This window comes from Micromonospora sp. DT231 (assembly GCF_049847025.1).
GTDB lineage: Bacteria > Actinomycetota > Actinomycetes > Mycobacteriales > Micromonosporaceae > Micromonospora.
The window spans coordinates 142573-164956 of record NZ_JBNCNO010000008.1; the positions used below are offsets into that span (position 1 = coordinate 142573).

A 22384-nucleotide genomic window follows, 5' to 3' on the forward strand; every position below is an offset into this window, starting at 1 on the left:
GCGCCGGGCTGCGGTCAGTGCTCCCCGGTCAGGTTCACGATGACCACCCCCGCGATGATCAGAGCGATGCCGGCGAGCTTGACCAGCCCGACCGACTCGCCCAGGAACACCGCGCCGATCGCCACGATCGCCGCGGTGCCCAGACCCGACCAGAGGGCGTACGCGACACCGACCGGAATCTCCTTCACGGCCTGGGCCAGCAGGAGGAACGCCAGCGCGTAGCCGGTGAGGCAACCAAGCGTCGGCCAGAGACGGCTGAACCCGGCGGTGCTCTTGATCAGGCTGGTCGCCAGAACCTCGGCGAGGATGGCGATCCCCAGCAGCACGTACGCCATACGGCTCCCTGGTGTTCGATGCTCGATGAACGCGTCGCTGCTGAGGTTAGTGCCGGCGGTGTCCGCGACCAGCCGACCAACCGGCACGACGGCCGCCCCGGTGCGGGCTGACCGGCTAGATCTTGGACACTTTCCGTTCCGCGCTAACAGTTCCGCGCTAACGGAAAGTGTCCAAGATTGCCAACTCTGGTGGCGAACCGCGCCGGGCCGCGCCGCGCCGGGCCGCGCCGCGCCGGGCCGCGCCGGGCCGGGCCGCGCCGCGCCGGGCCGTGCCGGGCTTGGTGGACGGTGGCGCCGCGCCGGGCCGCGCCGGGCCGCGCCGGGCCGTGGACCGCGCCGCGCCGGGCTTGGTGGAGGGCGCCGCGTCAGGGGAGGTCGACGGGCTCGGCGGCGAGTCGCGCTGCCCGCATCGTCAGGTACCGCTGTTCGGGCAGGCTGCTCGTGCGCGCGGCGGCGGCCCGGTAGTCGATGATCGCCTGCTCCCGGTCGCCGGCCATCTCGTGCAGGTGGGCGCGGGCGGCGGGCAGCCGGTGGTGCCCGGCCAGTCGGGGGTCGTCGAGCAGCGCGTCGAGGGCGGCGAGGCCGGCCGCCGGTCCGTGCACCATGGCGGTCGCCACGGCGCGGTTGAGCGCCACCACCGGGCTGCCGACGAGCCGTTCCAGCACCTCGTAGAGCGCCAGGATCTGCGGCCAGTCGGTCTGCGAGGTGTTCGGCGCCTCGTCGTGCAGGGCGGCGATGGCGGCCTGCACCTGGTACGGGCCGACGGGCCCACGCGGCAGCGCACGGGTGACGAGTGCGATGCCCTCGGCGATCGCTGCCGTGTCCCAGCGGCTGCGGTCCTGGTCGGCAAGTGAGATCAGCTCGCCGGAGGGCCCGGTCCGCGCCGGGCCGCGCGCCTCGGTCAGCAGCATCAACGCCAGCAGCCCTGTCGATTCGCTGTCGTCGGGCAGCAGCGTGTGCAGTGCGCGGGTCAGCCGGATCGCCTCCGCCGCGAGGTCGATCCGGCGCAGGTCCGGGCCGGCGGTGCTGGTGTGGCCCTCGGTGAAGACCAGGTACAGCACCTGCCGCACGTTGGCCAGCCGGTCGGCCCGCTCGGCCTCCGCCGGCATCCGGAACGGCAGCCCGGACGCGCGGATGCGCTGCTTGGCCCGGCTGATCCGTTGCGCCATTGTCGCCTCGGGCACCAGGAACGCGCGGGCGATCTCGGCGGTGCTCAGCCCGCCGACGGCGCGCAGGGTCAGCGCCACGGCCGACGTCGGGGCGAGCGCCGGATGGCAGCAGAGCATCAGCAGGACCAGTGTGTCGTCCCGCTCGGCGGTCAACTCCTCGTCCGCGGCCGGTGCGTGCTGCCGGTCGTCGGGGTCGCGGCGGGCGACCAGGTCCTCCCGGCGACGCCGGGCCTGCTCACCGCGGACCAGCTCGATCATCCGGCGGTAACCGACCTGGATCAGCCAGCCGCGTGGGTTCGTCGGCAACCCCTCGGTCGGCCACTGGGTGGCGGCGGCCAGCAGCGCCTCCTGCACCGCGTCCTCGGCGGTGGCGAAGTCACCGAAACGACGGGCGAGCACGCCGAGGACCTGCGGCGCCAACTCGCGCAGCAGGTCCTCGATGCGGGGGTCGGTGATCAGCCGTCACAGCTCCTGGGGTGGGGCGGACATCACCGGGTGCACCTCGATCGGCATGTTCAGCGGACGGCCGCCGGGGCCGGGTGCGGTGGAGATGTACGCGGCCAGCTCCACCGCGCGCTCCGGGCTGTCACAGTCGACGATCCAGTAGCCGGCCAGGAACTCCTTCGTCTCCGCGAACGGCCCCTCGGTGACCACCGGCGCTCCGCCCTCGCCGGCGCGGACGATCCGGGCCTGCTGCGGGCCGCCGAGGCCCTGCGCGTCGACCCACTCTCCGGCGGCGGTGAGCTTGCCGTTGACCTCGCCCATGAACGCGATGTGCGCCCGGACCTCCTGCGGGGTCCAGGTGTCGATGCTCGGGAAGTCGGTCCCGGCGGCGCTGAACTGCATCAGCAGCATGTATTTCATGATTGGCCCCTCACGCCTGCGCACCCTCGTCGGTGCTCTCACCCTGAGGTAGAAACAGGCGAAGCCCTCCTCGACACCCCGACCGAAGATTTCGGAGAATCTTGTCAGACAACGGCGTCGACCTCCAGCACCAGGCTCTGCTCCGGGTGCAGGGCCGGCAGTTGCACGCCCACCCGGGCCAGCGCCGCCCCGCTGAGGGTGACACCGTTCGCCAGCCAGGCCGGCGCGGACCGCTGGATTGTCGCCGGGGCCGGCACGTCCGCCACCTGTCGCACCCGGTAACGCCGCCCGGGGTCGAGGCCGGGCAGTCGTACCGCGCCCGGAGTCTGCGTCACCGAGGTGCTCAGCCGCGCCACCGCGTACACCGCCCGGGTGTTGTCGTGATCGACCACGCCGTGCGCCCAGACGGCCGGGTCCGGGTGGTCGACCCGGACCACCCGCCCGGCGTGCAGCAGCGGGCGTAGCCGCTTGTGCAGTGCCACCCAGGCGGCCAACTCGGTCTGGTCGGCGGCGCTGATCGAGGTGATGTCCCACTCGATGCCGTGGTGGCCGAACAGCGCGGTCGCCGCCCGGAAGCCCAGGTCGTGGACGCGGTTCGTGGTGTGTGAGCGGTGCGGGCCGATGTGCGTGCCCATCAGCTCCGGCGGCAGCAGCAACCCGGTCCAGCGCTGGACGCCGAGCCGTTCCAGGGCGTCGTTGCAGTCGCTGGCCCAGACCCGGTCGGTGCGGGCCAGGATGGCCAGGTCCACCCGGGCGCCGCCGGACGAGCAGCTCTCGATCTCCACGCCGGGATGCCGGCGGCGCACCTCGTCGAGCAGCCGGTAGACCGCGAGGGTCTGGCCGTGCACGCCGGGGCGGCCGTGGTGCCCGGCCTCGGTGAGGTCGCGGTTCTGGTCCCACTTGAGGTAGCTGATGCCGGGATGGTCGCGTAGCAGCGCGTCGAGGCGTTCCAGCAGGTAGTCGTAGGTTTCCGGGCGGCCCAGGTCGAGCGCCTGCTGGTTGCGCCACGCCGGGGGCAGCCGGCCCGGCACGGCGAGCAGCCAGTCCGGGTGCGCGCGGAACAGGTCGGAGTCCGGGTTGACCATCTCCGGCTCGACCCACAGACCGAACTCCAGGCCCCGGCCGGTCACGTGGTCGATGAGCGGTTGCAGGCCGTCGGGCCAGACGAACTCGTCGACGTACCAGTCACCGAGGCCGGCGGTGTCGTCGCGCCGGCCGCGGAACCAACCGTCGTCGAGCACGAACCGCTCCACGCCGATCTGCGCGGCCCGGTCGGCGAGGGCCCGCAGCCGGTCCAGGTCGTGGTCGAAGTAGACCGCCTCCCAGACGTTGAGGGTCACCGGTCGGGGGGAGCGCGGGTGCGCGGGTCGAGCCCGCAGGTGGGTGTGCAGCACGTCGCTGAGCCCGTCCAGCCCGGCGTCGGACCAGACCGCGTAGAGCAGGGGAGTGTCGTACGACTCGCCGGGGTCGAGCCGGATCTCGCCGGGGGCCAGCAGCTCGCCGCCGCCGAGGGTGGACTCGCCGGTGGGTCGACGCTCGGCGACTGTGACGTGGTCGCCGCTCCACGCGGTGTGCACCGCCCACACCTCGCCGTGGCCGAAGCCGAACCCGGCGGTGCCGGCCACCAGCAGCAACGTGGCGTCGTGCCCGGTCCGGCCGTGCCGGCCCTCGCGGACCCAGGCGCCGTGCGGCCACGGGTGCCGCTGCGGGGACCGTTCCCGGCACCACCGGCCGGTCAGGTCGAGCAGTTCGGTGGCGACCGCCGGCACCGGCAGCACCGGCGTCAGCTCCCGCAGCTCGTACGCCGTGTCGCCGTCGTTGCGCAGCCGGTGCCGGACGGTCAGCAGGCCGTGCGGGTCGAGCACGATCTCGCTGGTCAGGGTCAGCCCGGCGGCCGGGTCCGACGCCCGCACGGTCAGCCGCGCCGCGCCGGATCCGCCGTGCCCACCGTCGGCCGGGAGTACGCCCACCGCCTCACCGCCCGCACCCGGGTGGCCCGGGTCGGTGCCGAGGTCCCGCACGTCGAACCCGTCGAGGCGGAACGCGGTGGACCAGTCTCGTCCGTCGCGGTGCCCGGCCAGCCCCGGCCGGCCGCTCCACCCCGCGCTCGCTTCCGGCAGGAGGGACAGCGGAGGCGGCTGGTCGAAGCTGCTCGGCACGACCGGCGGCACCGTCGCCTCGGCGAGGTGGCGCAGGGCGTCGTCGTCGAGGTCGCCGACGTCGCCGCCCCAGTGCACGATCCGGGGCAGCCCCGGGCCGCGCGCGTCGAGCACCAGGCTGGTCCGCGCGCGGCGCAGGTGCAGGATTGTCATCCTTTGGAGGCTCCCAAGGTCAGGCCCCGGACGAAGTGCCGCTGGAGCATGAAGAAGATCACCAGGGTGGGGATCGCGACGAGCACACTGCCCGCCGAGACCAGGTTGTTGTCGGTGAAGAACTCGCCGCGCAGGTTGTTGAGTGAGCTGGTGACCGGGAACTTGTCCCCGGTGCGCATCAGGACGGTGGCCCAGAAGAACTCGTTGTAGATCCAGGTCACCTCCAGGGTCGCCAGCGCCGCCAGGGCCGGTCGGCACAGTGGCATGGTGACCTGCCAGTACTGCCGCCAGATGCTGGCTCCGTCGACCATCGCCGCCTCGTACAGGTCGCGGGGCAGCGCCTTCATGTAGTTGCTGAGCACGAAGACGCAGAACCCGCACTGGAAGGCCACGTTGATCAGGATCAGCCCCCAGTAGCTGTCGTAGAGCAGCTCCGAGTCGCTCATGAACTCCGGCAGCGGCACCTCGGTGAACAGCCGGAACAGCGGGATGAGCAACGCCTGCTGGGGCAGCAGGTTGGCGGCGGTGAACACCCCGAGCAGGACGATGTTGAGCTTCCAGCTGAACCTGGCGATGACGAACGCCACGCAGGAGGCGAGGAAGAGCGTGAGCAGCACCGCCGGCACGGTGATGTACACCGAGTTGAGGAAGTGTTTGCCGAACTCCGCGGTCCGCCAGGCGGTGACGTAGTTGTCGAGGGTCCAGCCGCCGAACGACACGTACCCGTTTGCGGCGGTGTAGTCGTACGAGCGCAGCGAGGTCAGCACCGCCCAGGCGATCGGGAAGAGCCAGGCCAGCGAGACGACGATGAGGAAGCCGTGCAGCAGCAGCCGTAACGGGGTCAGCGTGCGCCGACGAACCGGAGTCTCCACGCTCATTCCCGGTTCTCCCTCATCACGGTCGCCAGGTAGATGGTGATGAAGACGAGCGAGACGACAAGCATGATCGTGGCCAGTGCCGAGCCGAAGCCGATCCGGCTCGCCTCACCCACCACGTTCTGGGTGACCAGCGCGGAGATCAGCTCCAGCCCGTTGCGGCCCTTGTTGACCACCCAGACCAGGTCGAACGCGCGCAGCGACTCGATCACCGTCACCACCAGCACGATGATGTTGATGGGCCGCATCACCGGGAACACCACCCGGAAGAACGCCCGGCTCTCCGAGGCGCCGTCGACCGCCGCCGCCTCCCGCAGCGAAGGGTCGACGCCCTTCAGCCCGGCCAGGTAGAGCAGCATGATGTACCCGACGTGCCGCCACCCGGAGGCGACCAGGACCGCCCAGATGTTGACGCTCGAATCGCCGTACCAGTCGATGCTGCTGCCGAACACGGCGTTGATCAGGCCCTGGTCGCGGGAGTAGAGCAGTTGCCAGACGAAGCCGATGAGCGCCAGCGAGAGCACCACCGGCAGGTAGAGCGCGGTCTGGTAGAAGCGGCTGCCGCGCAGCTCCTTGTCGAGTAGGACGGCCAGGAACATGCCGAACGGGGTGGCGATGACGAACAGGGCGGCCAGCCAGAGCAGGTTGTGCTGGATGGCCGGCACGAACGGCGGGTAGATGTTCACCACGTCGCTGTAGTTGCGCGCGCCGACGAACTCGATCTCGTTGAGGGGGCCGATGCCGTCCCAGTTGGTGCCGGACAGCAGCACGGTGGCCGCGGCCGGCATCCAGACGAGCCCGGTGACGAGCAGCAGCGGGACGAGCACCATCAGCGTGATGACCACGCGGTCGGTGCGGGACAGGAGCCGTAGCCGCCGGCGACGACCACCCGTGGGGGTGGTCGAGGCCGGCGGCGGCACGGCGCGATCCGCTTGGATCAGGGGCAGGTCGGACACGATGTCCTTCCCCTTCCGCCGTCAGTCGGTGAAGATCGACTTCTTCTGGTTCTCGATGGACGAGGTGAGACCGTCGATGTCCTTGGGGTTCTTGATGAACTGCTGGATCGCCGGGATCATCACTGTGGACGCGAAGTCCGGTCGGGTGTCCCGGTCCAGGAACTGGGCGATCTCGGTGGCCGAGCCGACCAACTCGGCGGCCTTCTTCTGCAACGCCGTGTAGCCGCTGGTGTCCGCGCTGGTGTTGGCGACCAGGGTGGTCGGGTCGCTCTTGACCGTGATGTCCCCGGCGGTCTTGCCGCCGAAATACTCCATCAGCTTGCGGGCGTTGTCCTCGTTCTTGGGCTTGCGGGCCATCATGTAGCCGTCGATGGGTGCGTCCAGGGCCTTCGCGCCGATCGACGGGTCGATCTCGGGGAAGGTGAAGAAGTCGAGGTCGCTCTGCTCCTCGTTGCTGAACTGCTGGCCGACGAAGAGGCCGAGCAGGTACATGCCGCTCTTCTTCTGCTGCAACGACTGCGCGGCCTCCTGCCAGGTGCGGCCGAGGCTGTCCGGCTGGTGCAGGGGGAGCAGGCCGGCCCAGGTGTCGAACACCTTCTTGACCTTGTCGGAGGTCCAGGCCTCCTTGCCGGCCATCAGGTCCACGTGGAACTGGTAGCCGTTGATCCGCAGGTTGAGGATGTCGAAGGTGCCCATCGCGGGCCAGCCGTCCTTGTCGGCGAAGGCGATGGGGGTGAGGCCGTCCTTCTTCATCTGCGCGCCGAGCGCGGTGAACTGATCCAGGGTGGTCGGCACCTGGTAGCCGTGCTGTTGCCAGACCGACTTGCGGTAGAACACCGCCCAGGGGTAGTAGGACGCGGGCACGAAGTACTGCTTGCCGTCGTCGCCGGTGGAGGCCTTCTTGAAGGCGTCGGAGTAGCCGGAGATCTTGCCCCACACGTCGCTGATGTCGCTGGCCAGGCCCTTCTGGGCGAAGAAGCGCATCCGGTAGCCGGCGAACCAGGTGAAGACGTCGTCCGGCTTGCCCTGTAGGTAGTTGTTGATGTTCTCCTGGAACGTGTTGTGGTCGACGGTGTTCACCGCGACCTGCACGCCGGACGCGGTCTTGAACCCGTCGGTGACCTTGACGAGGACGTCCTTCGGCTTCGGGTCGGACTGGTTGGAGCCGAGCGACACGTCCTTGCTGGACCCGCCGGAGCCGGAGTCGTCGCCGCATCCGGCGAGGAGGCCGGTGCCGAGCAGGGCGCCCGTGCCAGCTGCTCCGGCCAGCAGGGATCGTCGGTTGATGCCGGCGACGGAGGGTGGTACGAGCCGAGCGAGGTACTCGGCCTGGGATCGGGGACGGGACATCTGTGCCTCCTGCGGATGAAGAGGTGCTACGCCAGGGCCGTCAGAGGTGGGGGTGGTGGGAGGTGCGTCGACGTGACCGACCACTGGGATCCACCGAGAATCCACATTGGTCAACACGATCGGCCAGTGGGGCCTCAAGTTACCCCTCAGTCAGGCGCTGTCAAGGGGGCAGTTCACCTTCGATAACCCAGTTGTGATACGCGGGTAACCCGGTAAACGTTGGAAAACGGATCGATGTTGGAACCTGTTGACTTCGACACCGCGCGAGGTGCACCCTCTGCTCTCATGCGGCGATGGCAGGGTGACAGCATCTATTTCGGCGGCGACTACAACCCCGAGCAGTGGCCTGAGGAGACCTGGCCCGAGGACGTCGAGTTGATGTGGCGGGCCGGGGTCAACCTGGTCTCGGTCGGCATCTTCTCCTGGGCCCTGCTGGAGCCCACCCCCGGCCGTTTCGAGTTCGGTTGGCTGGACCGGGCGCTGGACCTCCTGCACGACGGCGGGATCCAGGTCGACCTGGCCACCGCCACCGCCAGCCCGCCGCCGTGGCTGGCCCGGGCGCACCCGGAGACGCTGCCCCGACAGGCCGACGGCACGATCCTCTGGCCGGGTGGCCGCCAGGCGTACTGCCCCAGCTCGCCCATCTTCCGCGAGCGGTCGCTGGAGGTGGTGCGGGCGGTCGCCGGCCGGTACGCCGAACACCCCGCCGTGGTGATGTGGCACGTCTCCAACGAGCTGGGCTGCCACAACGCGCACTGCTACTGCGACGTCAGCGCCGAGGCGTTCCGCCGGTGGCTGCGGGAACGCTACGGCGACCTGGCCCGGCTCAACGACGCCTGGGGCACCGCGTTCTGGAGTCAGCACTACGGCGACTGGGCCGAGATCAACCCCCCGCGCACGGTGACGGCCTTCGCCAACCCCACGCAGCAGCTCGACTTCCTGCGCTTCTCCTCCGACGAGCTGCGCGCCCAACTGCGCGCCGAACGCGAGGTCCTGAAGACACTGGTCCGCCAGCCGATCACCACCAACTTCATGATCGGCATGGGCGTCAAGCACATGGACTACCAGTCCTGGGCCGACGACGTGGACCTGGTGTCCAACGACCACTACCTGACCGCCGCCGACCCGCAGGCGCACCTCGGTCTGTCGCTGGCCGCCGACCACACCCGGGGCGTCGCCGGCGGCGATCCGTGGCTGCTGATGGAGCACTCCACAAGTGCGGTCCAGTGGCAGCCCCGCAACGTGGCCAAGCTGCCCGGCCAACTGCGCCGCAACAGTCTGGCGCACGTCGCCCGCGGCGCCGACGGCGTGCTGTTCTTCCAGTGGCGGGCCTCCCGGGCCGGCGCCGAGAAGTTCCACTCCGCGCTGGTGCCGCACGCCGGGCCGGACACCAAGGTGTTCCGCGAGGTCTGCCAACTCGGCGCCGACCTCAAGGCCCTCGCCGAGGTACGCGGCAGTCGGGTGGACGCCGACGTGGCCATCCTGTTCGACTGGGAGGCGTGGTGGGGAGTCGAGCTGGATTCCCACCCCAGCGCCGACATCACCTACGACGACCGACTGAACGCCCTCTACCGGGCCCTGTGGCGGGCCGGCGTGACCGCCGACGTCGTCCACCCGTCGGCCGACCTCAGCGGCTACCGGCTTGTCGTGGTGCCAACCCTCTACCTGGTCCGGGACGCCGACGTCGCCGCACTGCACCGCCACGTCGAGGGTGGCGGCACCGCGGCGGTCACCTACTTCAGCGGCATCGTCGACTCCAACGACCACATCCGCCTCGGTGGCTACCCCGGCGCGTTCCGGGAGCTGCTCGGCGTACGGACCGAGGAGTTCTTCCCCCTGCGCGAGGGCGAGCAGGTCCGCCTCGACGACGGCAGCACCGCCGACGTGTGGACCGAGTGGCTGCACCCGGACGGCGCGGAGGTGCTCGCGTCGTACACCGACGGGCCCTTGCCGGGCGTGCCGGCGCTGACCCGGCACCGCGTCGGCGACGGCGCCGCCTGGTATGTCGGCACCAGGTTGGACGACGCGGCCACCGACCGGCTGGTCGCCCGGCTCCTCGACGAGGCCGGCGTGCGCCCGCCGGTGCCGGCGCCGCCCGGCGTGGAGGTGGTACGCCGGCGCGACGGCGAGCGCACCTGGCTGTTCGTCCTCAACCACACCGAGGCGGAGATCCGGCTCCCGGCGCGCGGCACCGATCTGTTGACCGGTGCGCGATGCTCCGGTGAGCTGATGGTGCCGGCCGGTGCGGTGGCGGTCGTCCGTGAGGATCGGACCGACGATCCGGCCTGAACCTCGGCGACGGTACGCACGAAGGAGAATCCCCAGATGCTCGCCCAACAGCGGCAGACCGCCATCCTCGATCTGATCCGCCAACGCGGCGGCGTACGGGTGAGCCACCTGGTCAGCCGGTTCGGCGTGTCCGACATGACGATCCGCCGCGACCTGGAGGCGCTGGCCGAGCGCGGCCTGGTGGACAAGGTGCACGGCGGCGCGACACTCGCCGGGCCGGGTTCGGCCGAGGAGCCCGGCTTCGCCGCGAAGTCGATCCGCCAGCAGGCGGAGAAGCGTGCGATCGCCGAGCGGGCGGCGACGATGGTGGAGCCGGGGATGGCGATCGCGCTCTCCGCCGGCACCACCACCGCCGCGCTTGCCACCCTGCTCTCCGACGTGCGGGGGCTGACCGTGGTGACCAACTCGATCCCGGTGGCCGACGCGCTCTACCAGGACCCGCGCGGCGACCAGACGGTCGTGTTGACCGGCGGCATCCGCACTCCGTCGGACGCGTTGACCGGGCCGGTGGCCGAAGCGGCGATCAGCGCACTCAACGTCGACCTGCTCTTCCTCGGCGTGCACGGGATCAGCCCGCGTACCGGATTCACCACCCCCAACCTGCTGGAGGCCGGTGTCAACAGGTGCCTGATCGGCGCCGCCCGCCGGCTCGTGGTGCTCGCCGACCACACCAAGTGGGAGACCATCGGCATCGCCACCATCGCCCCACTGGAGGCCGCCGACGTCCTCATCACCGACCGTGGGCTGCCACCCGAGGCACGCACCACGATCGGCGAACAGGTGGGCGAGCTGGTCATCGTCGAGCCCGACTAGACGTCCAACGTCGCGCGTGCCCCAACCTTGATCGACTCGGCCTCCCGAAAACCGGGGTGTCCCGGCCACCCGGACACCGCACTATCCAGAAACCCGAGTCGACCATGCGGCGGCGCGCGAGGCGTGGCTCAGAGCATGAACAGCAGCGTCTGGTGTTCCACGTCCAGGAACACCACCCGCCCGCCTGGCGACGGCGGGGTCTCGTCGTAGGCCTGGCTGTGCAGCCACCGGGGCTCGGTCGGAAGGAATGATACGAGGCTCGGCCAAACACCCGCAGGTGTGCGCGAGTGCGGCAACTCAGCCGGCTTGTCGGCAGCGAACGGCACGAACTCGAACTGCGCTGCCAACGTGCGCGCATCCTGGGGACGCAGGACGGCGACGCCCTGATGCTCCCAGTCCGTTGGGCCGGGGACCAGGGAACACGGGTTGCCCAATGCGCGCGCCTGCCAGTGAATCTCCGAATATTCACCGATGTTTGGCAGGTCCTCCGGCGGATCCCACCGGCTGACCCGGACCTTCGCCTCGTCGGCCTTCAGTGACTCCCGGCATCCACGCGTCTCGACCACGACTGTCGTGACGCATCCGATTACCACCAGCAGCCCGACCGCCGCAGCGAGCATGGCTGCCCGTGCCCGTCGCCTCGTCTTCATCGTCCACGATGGTAGAAGTCGATCTAGGGATCGTCTACGGGCGAGCAGGCTTCGTCGTGGTCGGCCCGCCGCAGACAGCGGCGGCGCCGGGCATTACGTGGCCGCCTATCGGTAGTGGGCCACCTGTGGATCCGGCGAGACTACCTTCAAGCGGGTGGTTCTCGGCCGCGCACAGCGCCCGACCGAACCGCCTGACGTCGGGGCGGCGTGCCTCGACGCCTCGGCTTGAGACATGGAGAAACACATGGCGACGTTTGTCCTCGTGCCCGGCGCCTGGAAGGGCTCCTGGGCGTTCGAGGCGGTGATTCCGCTGTTGGAGCGTGCCGGTCATGCCGTTCACGCCCTGACCCTGACCGGTCTGCGGCCGGACGACGACAAGGAGACGGTCGCGACCGCCAACCTCGACACCCACGCCGACGACGTGTTGCGGCTGCTCGATCGCGCCCACCTCACGAACGTGACCCTGGTCGGCCACAGCTACGCCGGGATGGTGATCACCGCCGCCGCGGACCGCGCCGGTGGCCGGATCTCCCGGCTGGTTCATCTCGACGCCTACGTCCCGCGCGACGGCGAGTCGTGCTGGTCGTCGACCAGCGAGCACTTCCGGGGCGTGTTCGTTGCCGGTGCCGCATCCACCGGCTACGCCGTCCACCCGCCGGGTGACGGCGACCCCCGCCGCCGTCCCCACCCTCTCGGCTCGTTCCTGCAAACGGTTCGGCTCACGGGCACGCTCGCCCAGGTCCCGCGCCGCGAGTTCGTCTACTGCTCCGGATGGGAGGACCGCACGCCGTTCGCGCACCTCCGTGCCCGACTCGAAGGCGATCCCGACTGGCAGATCCACGATGTCCCGACCGGCCACGACGCCATGCACGAGGCGCCGGAGACCGTCGCTGCGGTGCTGCTCGACGAGCACGTCGCGACTGAGTCGGCGCACAGCAAACGGCAGGCTCGTGAGGCTGGGGCGGAATGACGGACCCGCCGCGCTAGGAGTCGTCGTTGGGCAGGCAGACTCCGCTGTGGTCGGCCGGCCGCGCACACCGGCGTCGATCGGGCATGATCCGGTCGCAGAAAACCCAATGTCGTACGTCCTGCGCGTCTTCGGCCGAGACGGTGGTACCGACGACGTCGACCTGTGGCATCGGTGCCAGCGACCGGGCGAGGGTACGGGCCATCTCCAGCGCTCCGGCCAGGTCCGGAACCGCCACCGGCAGGTGGATCACGTGTCGGGGCGGCGGTTCGGACGACTCGGTGAACGCCAGCACGGCGGCCCGAGGCAGCGGCACGAAGATCCCACCGGGCGGCTCGTACGGCGGGATCACGGCCGACGCCTCTCGGGCCCGGCGCCGTGCCAGGCACGCAGTGCCCGCTTCACCCGGGCGTTCTCCGCGCTGAGCAGCGCCAGATCCTGGTGCAGCACGGTCAGGTCGAGCGCGACCCGGTGCAGGAACCTCCGTACCTCTGCGGGATCGAGGCCCCGCCGGCCGAAGCCGACGGTGGCGAACTGACGGTCGCGGACGTGCCGCGGATGCAGCCGGCCGCCGTCGTAGAGCGAGCTTCTGGTCATCGTTCACCTCTCGTCGTCGTCGACGGGTGAGTCAGGGTCGCGAGGGCGCCCAATTTCGTGGTAGGTATTCGTTCAAGTCGGTTCGGAGCCGGGATTCGCACATCCCGACGCTCTAGTGGAGACCCGACGAGAGCTCGGTATGCGACTGCCACTCGCGAGGCCGTCTCTCGTCACCTTCTCGGCTGTTGGCGCAGCCGCGGTTGCCGTGTTTGCACCGGGCTTCCCCGGGGGCCGGCGATCACCCTCACCCGAAGGCCACGTTTCCAGTCGCCAAGAACTGGAGCAATGGTTCCTACGCGGGCCTCGCCAACGATTTGAGAGGTGGATCATGCCGCACAAGCCCTTCATCCGGACCCTCCGTGCCCAATGGCTGGGTCAGCAGTTACGGACTCTGCGGGAGGAGCGGGGGATGACGTTGAAGTTGGTCGCCGAGCATCTTCAACGCGACATGTCCGCGCTTGGTCGGTACGAGCGGGCGGACTGGCCGATTCGCAAGGGTGATGTGATCGCGTTGCTGGATCTCTACGGATTTCACCACGCGGCCGAACGGGCCCGCCTGCTGGCGCTTGCCGAGGAAGTTTGGCGCACCGATCGGTGGGACGAGGACTATGGCGACGTCGTGGACGCCTCCTTCATCGAATACCCCTGGCTCGAAGGTCGCGCGGAGCAGGTCTGCTGCTTCCATCTCACCCTGGTTCCAGGGTTGCTTCAGATCCGGGACTACGCCGAGGCCGTGATTCGTAACGCGGCGGAACCGGGGGTCAATGAAGCGACGATCAACCGCTGGGTCGAACTCCGGATGACCCGTCAAGAGGTCCTGCGGCGACGTCGCCCACTCACGATTTCTACTGTGATCGACGAAGCTGCGCTGCGGCGGATGGTCGGCGGCCCGGAGGTGTTGCGGCGACAACTGCACCACCTTGCGCAGGCGCAGCGGCGGGGCAACGTGGCAATCAGAGTCATGCCGCGCGGCGTGGCCCTGCACCAAGGACTGGACGGCACGTTCTGGATATTCCGTCTACCGGAGCCGTATCCTGCGGTTGCCTACGTGGAGTCTTTGGGAGGGCGACTCTACCTGGAGTCGCCGAAGGCTGAGCGCTTTGTTCGCACCTACGCTCGTCTGCTGGATTCCGCGCTCAGCGAGAGCGAGTCAACGAAATTGATCACGAGCATTGCGGAGGAGTTGTCATGAGCGAGAGCATGTCCGAGGTCGCCTGGCACATCAGCAGCAAGAGTGACAGCAACGGCGGCAGTTGTGTCGAGGCAGGGCCCGTCCTGGACGGTTCTGGTCGAGTGGCGGTACGGGACAGCAAGGATCGCGCTGCGGCAACCCTCGTCTATCCCTCCGCTGGATGGACCGCGTTCGTCCTCGGTGTCAAGGACGGCGAGTTCGGCTAGGTTCCGTCTCGTAGATCTTGGTGCTGGTCGCGATCCGATCGCACCTCAGCTGAGCCGCCAGGCTCGGAGCTTCTCGGGGTTACGCACCGCCCAGATGTGCCTGATCCGGTCGTGCGTGATCTCGAACGCGAACACGGTCGCGACGGTGCCGTCCTGCTGCGCCAACAGGCCGGGCAAGCCGTTGACCATGCACTCCACGAAAGTCGTGCGATCGCCCGCCACACGCGCGATCTCGGCGTAGGCGCGGGCGATCTGCTCCCCGCCCACGATCGGCTGCAGGTGGGTGACGGCGAGCCCGCCGCCGTCGGCGGTCGCGGTGGCGTGGGGGTCGAGCAGACTGATCAGGGCGTCGATGTCCTTGGCCTCCCACGCCGTCTTGAACTGCCTGACGATGCTGGCCTGCCCGGCACTCGGGCCCGTCGGGGTCGGCACGGTGCGGACGCGACGGCGGGCGGACGAGGCCAGTTGGCGGCACGCCGCCGGAGTGCGGCCGACGATCTCGGCGACCTCGCCGAAGGGGTAGCGGAAGACGTCGTGCAGGACGAACGCGACGCGTTCGGCCGGGGTCATCGAGTCGAGGACGACCAGGAAGGCCATCGTCACTGACTCGTCGAGGGTGACCCGATCGGCCGGATCGTTCCCGTCGACGTCGGAGCGCCCGGTGATCCACTCCGAGGGCTCGGGCAGCGGTTCCGGGATCCAGTCGCCCACGTACGTCTCCCGCCTCGCACGCGCCGAGCCGAGCAGGTTCAGGCAGATGCGGCTGGCGACCGTCACCAGCCAGGCGCCGGGCGACTCGATGGCCTGCTGCTCCCGTGCGGACATGGCGTACCAGCGGGCGTAGGTCTCCTGCACGACGTCCTCGGCGTCGGCAAGGGACCCGACGAGTCGATAGGCGAGGTTGATCAACTGGCGCCGCTCGCTCATGATCGCGCTGAGGCCCGGATCGCTGTGCTCGTCGCCGGGCTCGACTCTGGTGGTCATGGTCTGGCCGTCTCCCTCGCTCGCTTCGGTGCCTCTCCCTGTTACGACAAGACAGCGCACCGGAAGGTGAGGCCGACGCGCCACCTCACATTCCGAAGGGCTGCGTTGTCGTACCGGTGAGGCCGACAACATGGCGGAAGAGGGGACTCTGATGAACGAATTCCAGGCCATCGCGGACCGGGTCGAGATCGAGGCACTGCGCGGCGAGTTCACCGACTCGGCGATGATGCGCGACCGGCCCCGCCTGGCGTCGCTGTTCACCCTGGACGGTGCCCTGCGCATGCCCAACATCCCCGTCGAGCTGGTCGGCCGTGCGGCGATCCGTGCCGGGGGTGAGCGGCTGCAGAGCCAGTGGGACTTCTTCGTTCAGACCACACACCCCGGCACGATCCTGCTGGACGGCGACACCGCGACCGGCCGCGCCTACATCCAAGAACTCGCGCGCACCCTCGACGGGCGGCAGGGTCTGAACTACGCCGTCTACCACGACCGCTACCAGCGCACCGTGGAGGGCTGGAAGTTCGCCGAGCGGGTGTACGAGGTCAGGTACCTCGACACCTCCCCGCTGGCGGGCTCGGCACCCCACACGGCGCAGGACTCCGGGACCGACGTGGCAGATGCCACGGCCACCACGGCTCCGACCTTGTCCTTCGTCGACCCGGCATCGGCCGAACGACTGGAGCGGGTGGCCGCGGCGCTGCGTGCCAACGGCTTCGCCGCCGAGATCCTCGACGATGCCGCCGCCGCGCGCGCCCGCGTCAAGGACCTGGTCCCCGAGGGCGCCAGCGTGCTCACCGGATCCAGCGAAACCCTCCGACTGTCCGGCATCGACGAGGACATCAACGCCCACGGCCGGTACGACGCCATCAGGCCGTGCGTCCTGGCCATCGACCGTGCCACCGGCGCCGACGAGATCCGAAGGCTTGTCGCTACCCCGGACTTCGTCGTCAACAGCGTCGCCGCGGTCACCGAGACCGGTTCGCTCGTCCTTGCCTCGGGCAGTGGCAGTCAACTTCCCGCCAACGCGGGCGGTGCCACCCACGCGGTGTGGATCGTCGGCGCGCAGAAGGTGGTTCCTGACCTGAGCGCAGCGCTGCGCCGCGTCGAGGAGCACGCCTTCCCGCTGGAGAACGTCCGCGCCCAGGCGGCGTACGGGGTGCCCAGCGCCATCAACCGGCTGCTCATCCTCAACGCGGAACCTCGCCCTGGGCGCGGTACCGTGCTGCTTCTCCGCGAGGCCATCGGATACTGACCGAGCCCAAGCGCCACTCGCCAGCAGCGGTGCGAGCACTGCCCACTCGTGCTGGTGCGGCCCACCGACCCGCGTGACACCATTCGCCGGTGGAATCACACGAGGCGGCGGAGTTGTTCGACCAAGCGGTGGAACAGCTCCGCCGCGTCGTGGAGTCGGGCACCTCGGACGACCTCGACGACGGGTCCGATCTGCTTCGACACGCGGCCGGGTCGGGCGCTGTCGCCGTGCGGTTGGCGCTCGCGCACCTGGCCGACGCCGACCGTGTGGTGCGCGCGGCGGCGTGCGACCTGCTCGGCTTCGCGAGTGACGTGCACGGGGACGACCTGCGCAGCGACGCCGCGACCGCCCTGATCGCGGTGGCCGACACCGAGGTCGATCCTGAGGTGCACTGGTCGATCGCCCGCGCCCTGGGCGCCACCTGCGATCCCCGTGCCCTGCCCACCCTGGTCGCCCTCGCCGGCAGCCCCGACAAGGATGTGCGGTTCCAGGTCGCGGCCGCGCTGCCGATGGTGCTGATCGACGATCACCCTCCCGAGGACGGTGTGGCTGCGCTGATCGTCCTGAGCGCCGACGCCGACCCCGAGGTGCGCGAGTGGGCGACCTTCGGCCTCGGCTGGATGAGCACCGCGGACGGGGACGCCGTCCGGCGGGCGCTGTGGGACCGTACCCGCGACATGAACGACGAGGTCCGCGCGGAGGGCGCCCGAGGGTTGGCGCGGCGGCGGGACGCGCGGGCAGTTCCCCTGGTACGCGACCTGCTCGCGCGGGAGGAAGTGCACACGTTCACCTTCCAGGCCGCCGCGTACCTGGCGGACGCGTCGCTGTTGCCGCTGCTGGACGGGTTCGATCCCACCGCGGACGGTGTCGTCGATGCCCTGCGGGAGTGTGACCCGGTGCGCCGTGGCGAGCGCGACGAGTCGGCGTGGCAGGTCCTGGACACCGTGCACCAGCTCCGCCCCGATCTGCGGGTCGCGATCTTCGGCGAGCGGTGCGACCTCGGCCTGTACCTCGACATCGACGACGCGTCCGACATCTCCGGCCACTGGTTCCTGGACGGGTTGCTCAACCGGGCGGGGAACGATCCGGCCCGTGCGGCCGAGCTGGCGATCGCCGATCTCCAGCGCTGACCGACCCCGGGCTCACGGAACTCGGGGCGTCCTCGCGGGCGCTTCACAGCCATCTCACAGGGGTGCTGGATAAGGTGCCGCTCGAGTCAACGTCCGACTCCAGCCTGGAGCGGTCGGCGTCGCACAGGAGTTCCGATGGTCTTCAAGAAGATGTTGAGCGCGTTCGGTGTGGGTGGTCCCAGTGTGGACACGGTGCTGACCAACCCCAACACCCGGCCCGGCCTGACCCTCGACGGGCAGGTGAACCTCGTCGGTGGCGACGCTGAGGCGGCCATCGAGCAGGTGGTGATCGGTCTGGTGACCCGGGTCGAGGTCGAGGGGCACGACGCCGAATACTCCGGCACCCTGGAGTTTCACCGGATGGCGGTCAGCGGCGCGTTCCTGCTCGCCCCCAAGCAGCAGCTCTCGATCCCGTTCCAGCTCCCGGTGCCGTGGGAGACCCCGATCACCGACGTGTACGGCCAGCGCCTGCACGGCATGACGATGGGCCTGCGCACCGAGCTCTCGATCGCCCGCGCGGTCGACAAGAGCGACCTGGACCAAGTGGCGGTGCACCCGCTGCCGGTGCACGAGCGGATCCTGGAGGCGTTCCAGCGGCTCGGTTTCCGGTTCAAGCACGCCGACCTGGAGCGCGGTCACATCCGGGGCGTCCAGCAGACGCTGCCGTTCTACCAGGAGATCGAGTTCTTCGCCGCTCCGCAGTACGCGGGCACGATCAACGAGGTCGAGCTGACCTTCGTGACCAGCCAGCGCGGCGTCGAGGTCATCCTGGAGTGCGACAAGCGGGGTGGCTTCCTCAGCGCCGGGCACGACGCGTTCGGTCGCTTCCAGGTGGCGCACACCGACGTCGACCGGGTGGACTGGGCGCAGGTCGTCGACGGCTGGTTGCGCGAGACCACGTCCCGCTACGGCAACCTGCGGTCCCAGTACGGCCCGAGCCACGGTCACGGTCGTGGCCGTGGGCACGGGATGGGCGGCATGGTGGCCGGGGCGGCGCTCGGTGTCGCGGGCGGCATGGTCGCCGGCGAGATGATCGAGGACGCGTTCGAGGGTGATTTCGGCGGCGACTTCGGTGGTGACTTCGGCGGCGACGAGTAGCCCTGCCCCACACGACGACAGTGGCCTCCGGGAGATGCTCCCGGAGGCCACTGCTTCACGCGTGAGTCGTCAGTGCTTCTTGCGCTCGCGGCCGGAACGACGTGCGGAGCCGGCCTTCGACAAACCACGGCTGACCAGGTATCCACCGGTCAGGATGGTCAGGAACAGCCACGCCTGGTTCGGGTTGTTGATGTTCAGCCCGTTGGCGGTGGTGCCCTTCCAGAACGCGGCGATCACCACGAGCGCGACCGCGGCGGCGTAGACCCAGAATTCCGTCGTCAGGAACGCCTGTTTGGTCTCCGTGCCCGGCGACGGCATCGGGTCTCGATGCCCGTCCCGCATGGACGGCATCTGCTGGGTCGGCATGTCCCGCATCGACGCGGGATTCTGCGGGTCGTTCATGGGCCGGTTCATCGGCCGGGTGGAAGCAGCCTGCGTGCTCATCTGGTCCTCCTCAGGATGCGATGAGTCGTACCTGCATTCCCTCGCCCCGCTACCGCGTTTCGGCCACGGCACGGTTCGCTTTCGTGGCGGGGACACCCCCCGACTACCCGAGGCCCCCGAGCAGGTAACACCGATCGCCGGCCGGAAAAATCCGGCCGGCGATCGGGTGGACGACCGGGTCAGCGCAGGCCGTTGCGCCTGGCCACGCTCACCAGAAGGTCCGGGTCGTCGGTGATCATGCCGTCGACACCGAGGTCGATGACCCGCTGCATCACCGTCGCGTCATCGACGGTGTAGGGGATCACCTTCAGCCCGTCGCGCTTCTGGAGGGTCCGTACGTCCGGTCCGTGGAAGTATGCCGGGTTCTCCCGCAGGTACCAGTCCGCCGAGGCGACGGTGCCCTGCGTCGGGTCGTGCACCTGCCAGTTGGCCGACACCGTGCCCGCGCCGGCGGCCCGGGTCAGCTTGCCGAGATCCTGGTACTTCCACCAGTCCAGTCCACCGGTCCACGGGCTCTTCACCGACGGGTTGCCGTAGACCGCTTCCAGCGAGCACTCGTCGGCGAGGGTCGCGCACTCGGCAGGGCCGTACTGCCAGACCAGCGCGACCGTGCCGATGCGGCGGTCGAGCTGCCGCGCGTAGGTGATGGTGCGCCAGTCGAACGACTGGATGGTGGCCCGGTTGGTGAAGCCGGCCCGCTGGATCGCGTCGACCAGCTTGCGGGTGAAGCCGCGGTACGGCTCGGTGTCGTTCACCACCGGGCTGATCTTCGTCTCGATGTTCATCCCGATGTCGGTGCGGCCACTCGCCTTCACCAGGGCGAAGACCTCGTCCAGGGTCGGGATCCGGGCACCCGGCGCGGGCACCTGGGCGGGCAGCTCGGGCAGCGTCTTCGTGCCGCAGTCGACGGTCTTGAGCTGCGCCAGGGTCAGCTCGTGCACCGGCTTGCCCACGTACGGGAACTTCGGGTCGCCACGGCGCACCGGGCGGGTGTCGACGCAGTGCGACCCGTTGACGGTGCGGTCGTGCAGCACCACGAGCGCGCCGTCGGCGGTCACGCCGGTGTCCAGCTCCAGCGTGGAGATGGCGCGGTTGGACAGCGCGTTGGAGAAGGCCGGCAGGGTGTTCTCCGGCCGGGTGGCCCGGCCGCCCCGGTGCGCCTGGATGTCGAACGGCGCCGCGTACGCCTTGGGCAGCCGGTAGCCGCGCTGCGCCAGCACACCCCGCAGCCGGTCCGGGTAGTCGGTGATCATGCCGTCCACGCCGTCGTCGATCAGCTTGGTCATGGTCGGCACGTCGTCGACGGTCCACGGGATCACCTTGATCCCGTAGCGGTGCGCCCGGGCGACCATCTCCTTCGTGACGTACGGCTGGTAGCCCGGGTCGGTGACCGTGCCGTTCTGCGGCATGCCGTGCACCGGCGAGAAGGCGCTGGCGCCGAAGCTGCGGATCGCCCTGATCGGGTCGCCACCGAAGTCGTCGATGTCCAGCCCGCCCAGCCACGGCGAGGCGCCCGGCTGTCCGGTCTGCAGGAAGTCGTAGTTGGTCAGGGCGACAAGCGGGAGCTTCGGCTCGACCTGGCGCATGCGCATCAGCGCACCCCAGTCGAAACTCTGGATGCTGACCTGCTTGAGCAGCCCGGCGGCACGGACCTCGGCCGCGGTGACCCGGACGAACTGGTCGCGGGGCGCGGTCTCGGTCGGCGCGCCGGCCTCCACCTTGGTCTCGACGTTGAGCGTCACGTCCTTCGCCCGGTAACGGTTGACCAGGGCGAAGACCTCACGCAGCAGCGGCATCCGGGCGCCCGGGACGGCGAGCTGGCCGGGCTTGTCCGGCAGCGTCTTCGTGCCGCAGTCGAGCGAGCGCACCTGGGCCACGCTCAGCGTGTTGACGTACTTGCCGACGTACGGGAACTCCGGGTCGCCGGGCGTCACCGGGGCGGTGTCGACGCACTTGGCGCCACTGATCTTCCGATCGTGGGTGACGACGGCCTGCCCGTCCTCGGTGATCTGCACGTCCAGTTCGAGGGTGCTCACCCCGAGTTGGAGGGCGTTGCCGAAGGACGCGAGGGTGTTCTCCACCCGCAACCCGAGGCCGCCGCGGTGGGCCTGCACGTCGAATGTCCGGTCCGGTCGCGGCTTCGCCTGGGCGGGCACCGCGAGCCCGGTCGTCACCGTCGCGGCTACCAGGGCCGCGACGGCGGTACGGCGTACTGTGCGCACGCTGTCATCCCCTCTGCCGGTGGGCATCTCCCTCCGGTCGCCGGACAGCATGGACATCTCGGGCGGCGGGCAGGCGGCCAGCGGGCGGCGCGACGGTGAACCACCGTGGACGACCTCCCGGTCACCCCGGGTTTGGTCGGCCGGTGGTCGGGCACCCAGTCGGTTCCACAGCTTCTGCGAGGTGATGATCGTGCGTGAGGACGACATGCGGCAGGACGCCGCCCGCCAGGCCGAGGATCGGATCGCCGGAGGTGTGTACGGCAAGGGTGCCATCGACGAGGTGACGCTTCCCCGTACCGATGTGCAGAGTCAGATCCAGCGCGACGACCCGTTCGATCCGGCGAAGGAACGGATCGACCCGCAGGTGCTGCGCGACGGTGGCCCGGTCGGTGGGCAGGGCGCGGTGACGACCACCGGTGGCACCGCCGGTCCGGCGAGCGTGCGCCGGGTGGCGCGGCAGCCGGAGCGGCACCCGGGCAAGGTCGCACCGACCACGACCGGCGATGCCACCACCGGCGGCCTGAGCACGCCGACCAGCGGTAACACCAGCGACGCGTCCACGTCGGCGCCAGAACCAGCAAAGTCCATCAGGGACAAATCCACCGACTGACCCCACCCACCCACCCGCCCCCCTGGCGGCGTGATCATGAGGTTGACGTGGCTGACGGAGATCAGAGTC

Annotated in this window: 22 protein-coding genes; 9 read left to right on the top strand and 13 right to left on the bottom strand. The window is 69.9% G+C overall.

What is annotated here, in order from left to right:
• Window positions 1–14: 14 nt before the first annotated feature.
• The 7 genes from ACPXBU_RS21435 to ACPXBU_RS21465 all read right to left on the bottom strand — a co-directional run bounded on the left by ACPXBU_RS21435 (window position 15) and on the right by ACPXBU_RS21465 (window position 7861).
• On the bottom strand, window positions 15–335 hold the full coding sequence (locus ACPXBU_RS21435; RefSeq protein ID WP_234581628.1) for a DMT family transporter: 321 nt from the start codon (window positions 333–335) through the stop codon (window positions 15–17).
• Between the two features lie 365 nt (window positions 336–700).
• Window positions 701–1960, bottom strand: a complete 1260-nt coding sequence (locus ACPXBU_RS21440; protein ID WP_425759488.1) for an RNA polymerase sigma factor — start codon at window positions 1958–1960, stop codon at window positions 701–703.
• A gap of 6 nt (window positions 1961–1966) precedes the next feature.
• Window positions 1967–2368, bottom strand: coding sequence for a YciI family protein (locus ACPXBU_RS21445; RefSeq protein ID WP_425759353.1), 402 nt, complete (start codon window positions 2366–2368; stop codon window positions 1967–1969).
• A gap of 104 nt (window positions 2369–2472) precedes the next feature.
• The gene (locus ACPXBU_RS21450; protein ID WP_425759354.1) at window positions 2473–4680 is read right to left on the bottom strand and encodes an alpha-galactosidase; all 2208 of its coding nucleotides are present in this window, start codon (window positions 4678–4680) and stop codon (window positions 2473–2475) included.
• The gene (locus tag ACPXBU_RS21455) at window positions 4677–5558 is read right to left on the bottom strand and encodes a carbohydrate ABC transporter permease (RefSeq protein ID WP_425759355.1); all 882 of its coding nucleotides are present in this window, start codon (window positions 5556–5558) and stop codon (window positions 4677–4679) included. Before ACPXBU_RS21455 ends, ACPXBU_RS21450 begins: the two co-directional genes overlap by 4 nt.
• Window positions 5555–6511, bottom strand: a complete 957-nt coding sequence (locus ACPXBU_RS21460) for a carbohydrate ABC transporter permease (RefSeq protein WP_425759356.1) — start codon at window positions 6509–6511, stop codon at window positions 5555–5557. The genes ACPXBU_RS21455 and ACPXBU_RS21460 overlap by 4 nt, the downstream gene beginning before the upstream one ends.
• A gap of 21 nt (window positions 6512–6532) precedes the next feature.
• A complete protein-coding gene (locus ACPXBU_RS21465) occupies window positions 6533–7861 on the bottom strand; it encodes an ABC transporter substrate-binding protein (RefSeq protein ID WP_393374419.1) in 1329 nt (442 codons plus the stop codon).
• Window positions 7862–8146: 285 nt separating this feature from the next.
• Here ACPXBU_RS21465 and ACPXBU_RS21470 point away from each other — a divergent pair, with 285 nt between their 5' ends.
• Window positions 8147–10150, top strand: a complete 2004-nt coding sequence (locus ACPXBU_RS21470; RefSeq protein ID WP_425759357.1) for a beta-galactosidase — start codon at window positions 8147–8149, stop codon at window positions 10148–10150.
• Window positions 10151–10186: 36 nt separating this feature from the next.
• The gene (locus ACPXBU_RS21475; RefSeq protein ID WP_393374413.1) at window positions 10187–10963 is read left to right on the top strand and encodes a DeoR/GlpR family DNA-binding transcription regulator; all 777 of its coding nucleotides are present in this window, start codon (window positions 10187–10189) and stop codon (window positions 10961–10963) included.
• Between the two features lie 128 nt (window positions 10964–11091).
• Here ACPXBU_RS21475 and ACPXBU_RS21480 read toward each other — a convergent pair whose 3' ends face one another.
• Window positions 11092–11613, bottom strand: a complete 522-nt coding sequence (locus ACPXBU_RS21480; RefSeq protein WP_425759358.1) for a hypothetical protein — start codon at window positions 11611–11613, stop codon at window positions 11092–11094.
• Window positions 11614–11857: 244 nt separating this feature from the next.
• On the opposite strand from ACPXBU_RS21480, the gene ACPXBU_RS21485 reads away from it, so the two are divergent.
• On the top strand, window positions 11858–12583 hold the full coding sequence (locus tag ACPXBU_RS21485; protein WP_425759359.1) for an alpha/beta fold hydrolase: 726 nt from the start codon (window positions 11858–11860) through the stop codon (window positions 12581–12583).
• Window positions 12584–12596: 13 nt separating this feature from the next.
• Here the strand turns inward: ACPXBU_RS21485 and ACPXBU_RS21490 are convergent, their stop codons facing one another.
• On the bottom strand, window positions 12597–12833 hold the full coding sequence (locus ACPXBU_RS21490; protein WP_425759489.1) for a hypothetical protein: 237 nt from the start codon (window positions 12831–12833) through the stop codon (window positions 12597–12599).
• 95 nt (window positions 12834–12928) lie between these two features.
• Window positions 12929–13177 carry a DivIVA domain-containing protein gene (locus ACPXBU_RS21495; protein WP_425759360.1) on the bottom strand — a complete coding sequence of 83 codons (249 nt, stop codon included), beginning with the start codon at window positions 13175–13177 and terminating at the stop codon, window positions 12929–12931.
• 328 nt (window positions 13178–13505) lie between these two features.
• On the opposite strand from ACPXBU_RS21495, the gene ACPXBU_RS21500 reads away from it, so the two are divergent.
• On the top strand, window positions 13506–14369 hold the full coding sequence (locus tag ACPXBU_RS21500; protein ID WP_425759361.1) for a helix-turn-helix domain-containing protein: 864 nt from the start codon (window positions 13506–13508) through the stop codon (window positions 14367–14369).
• On the top strand, window positions 14366–14575 hold the full coding sequence (locus ACPXBU_RS21505; RefSeq protein ID WP_425759362.1) for a DUF397 domain-containing protein: 210 nt from the start codon (window positions 14366–14368) through the stop codon (window positions 14573–14575). The genes ACPXBU_RS21500 and ACPXBU_RS21505 overlap by 4 nt, the downstream gene beginning before the upstream one ends.
• Window positions 14576–14620: 45 nt before the next feature.
• Here the strand turns inward: ACPXBU_RS21505 and sigJ are convergent, their stop codons facing one another.
• Window positions 14621–15559, bottom strand: a complete 939-nt coding sequence (gene sigJ / locus ACPXBU_RS21510; protein ID WP_425759363.1) for an RNA polymerase sigma factor SigJ — start codon at window positions 15557–15559, stop codon at window positions 14621–14623.
• Window positions 15560–15710: 151 nt separating this feature from the next.
• Here sigJ and ACPXBU_RS21515 point away from each other — a divergent pair, with 151 nt between their 5' ends.
• From ACPXBU_RS21515 to ACPXBU_RS21525, 3 genes are all read left to right on the top strand, one after another.
• Window positions 15711–16811: an LUD domain-containing protein gene (locus ACPXBU_RS21515; RefSeq protein WP_425759364.1), complete on the top strand. Its 1101-nt coding sequence runs from the start codon at window positions 15711–15713 to the stop codon at window positions 16809–16811.
• Window positions 16812–16900: 89 nt separating this feature from the next.
• Complete coding sequence (locus ACPXBU_RS21520; RefSeq protein ID WP_425759365.1) at window positions 16901–17941, top strand: HEAT repeat domain-containing protein; 1041 nt, start codon at window positions 16901–16903, stop codon at window positions 17939–17941.
• A gap of 135 nt (window positions 17942–18076) precedes the next feature.
• Window positions 18077–19039 carry a sporulation protein gene (locus tag ACPXBU_RS21525; RefSeq protein WP_393374390.1) on the top strand — a complete coding sequence of 321 codons (963 nt, stop codon included), beginning with the start codon at window positions 18077–18079 and terminating at the stop codon, window positions 19037–19039.
• Between the two features lie 69 nt (window positions 19040–19108).
• Here ACPXBU_RS21525 and ACPXBU_RS21530 read toward each other — a convergent pair whose 3' ends face one another.
• Both ACPXBU_RS21530 and ACPXBU_RS21535 read right to left on the bottom strand, forming a co-directional pair.
• Window positions 19109–19390, bottom strand: a complete 282-nt coding sequence (locus tag ACPXBU_RS21530) for a hypothetical protein (RefSeq protein WP_393374449.1) — start codon at window positions 19388–19390, stop codon at window positions 19109–19111.
• Window positions 19391–19662: 272 nt separating this feature from the next.
• Entirely contained in the window at window positions 19663–21705 is a 2043-nt protein-coding gene (locus tag ACPXBU_RS21535) for a glycerophosphodiester phosphodiesterase family protein (protein ID WP_425759366.1), read from the bottom strand.
• Between the two features lie 190 nt (window positions 21706–21895).
• Between ACPXBU_RS21535 and ACPXBU_RS21540 the strand changes: the two genes are divergently transcribed.
• Window positions 21896–22315: a hypothetical protein gene (locus ACPXBU_RS21540; RefSeq protein ID WP_393374448.1), complete on the top strand. Its 420-nt coding sequence runs from the start codon at window positions 21896–21898 to the stop codon at window positions 22313–22315.
• The last annotated feature ends 69 nt before the right edge of the window (window positions 22316–22384 follow it).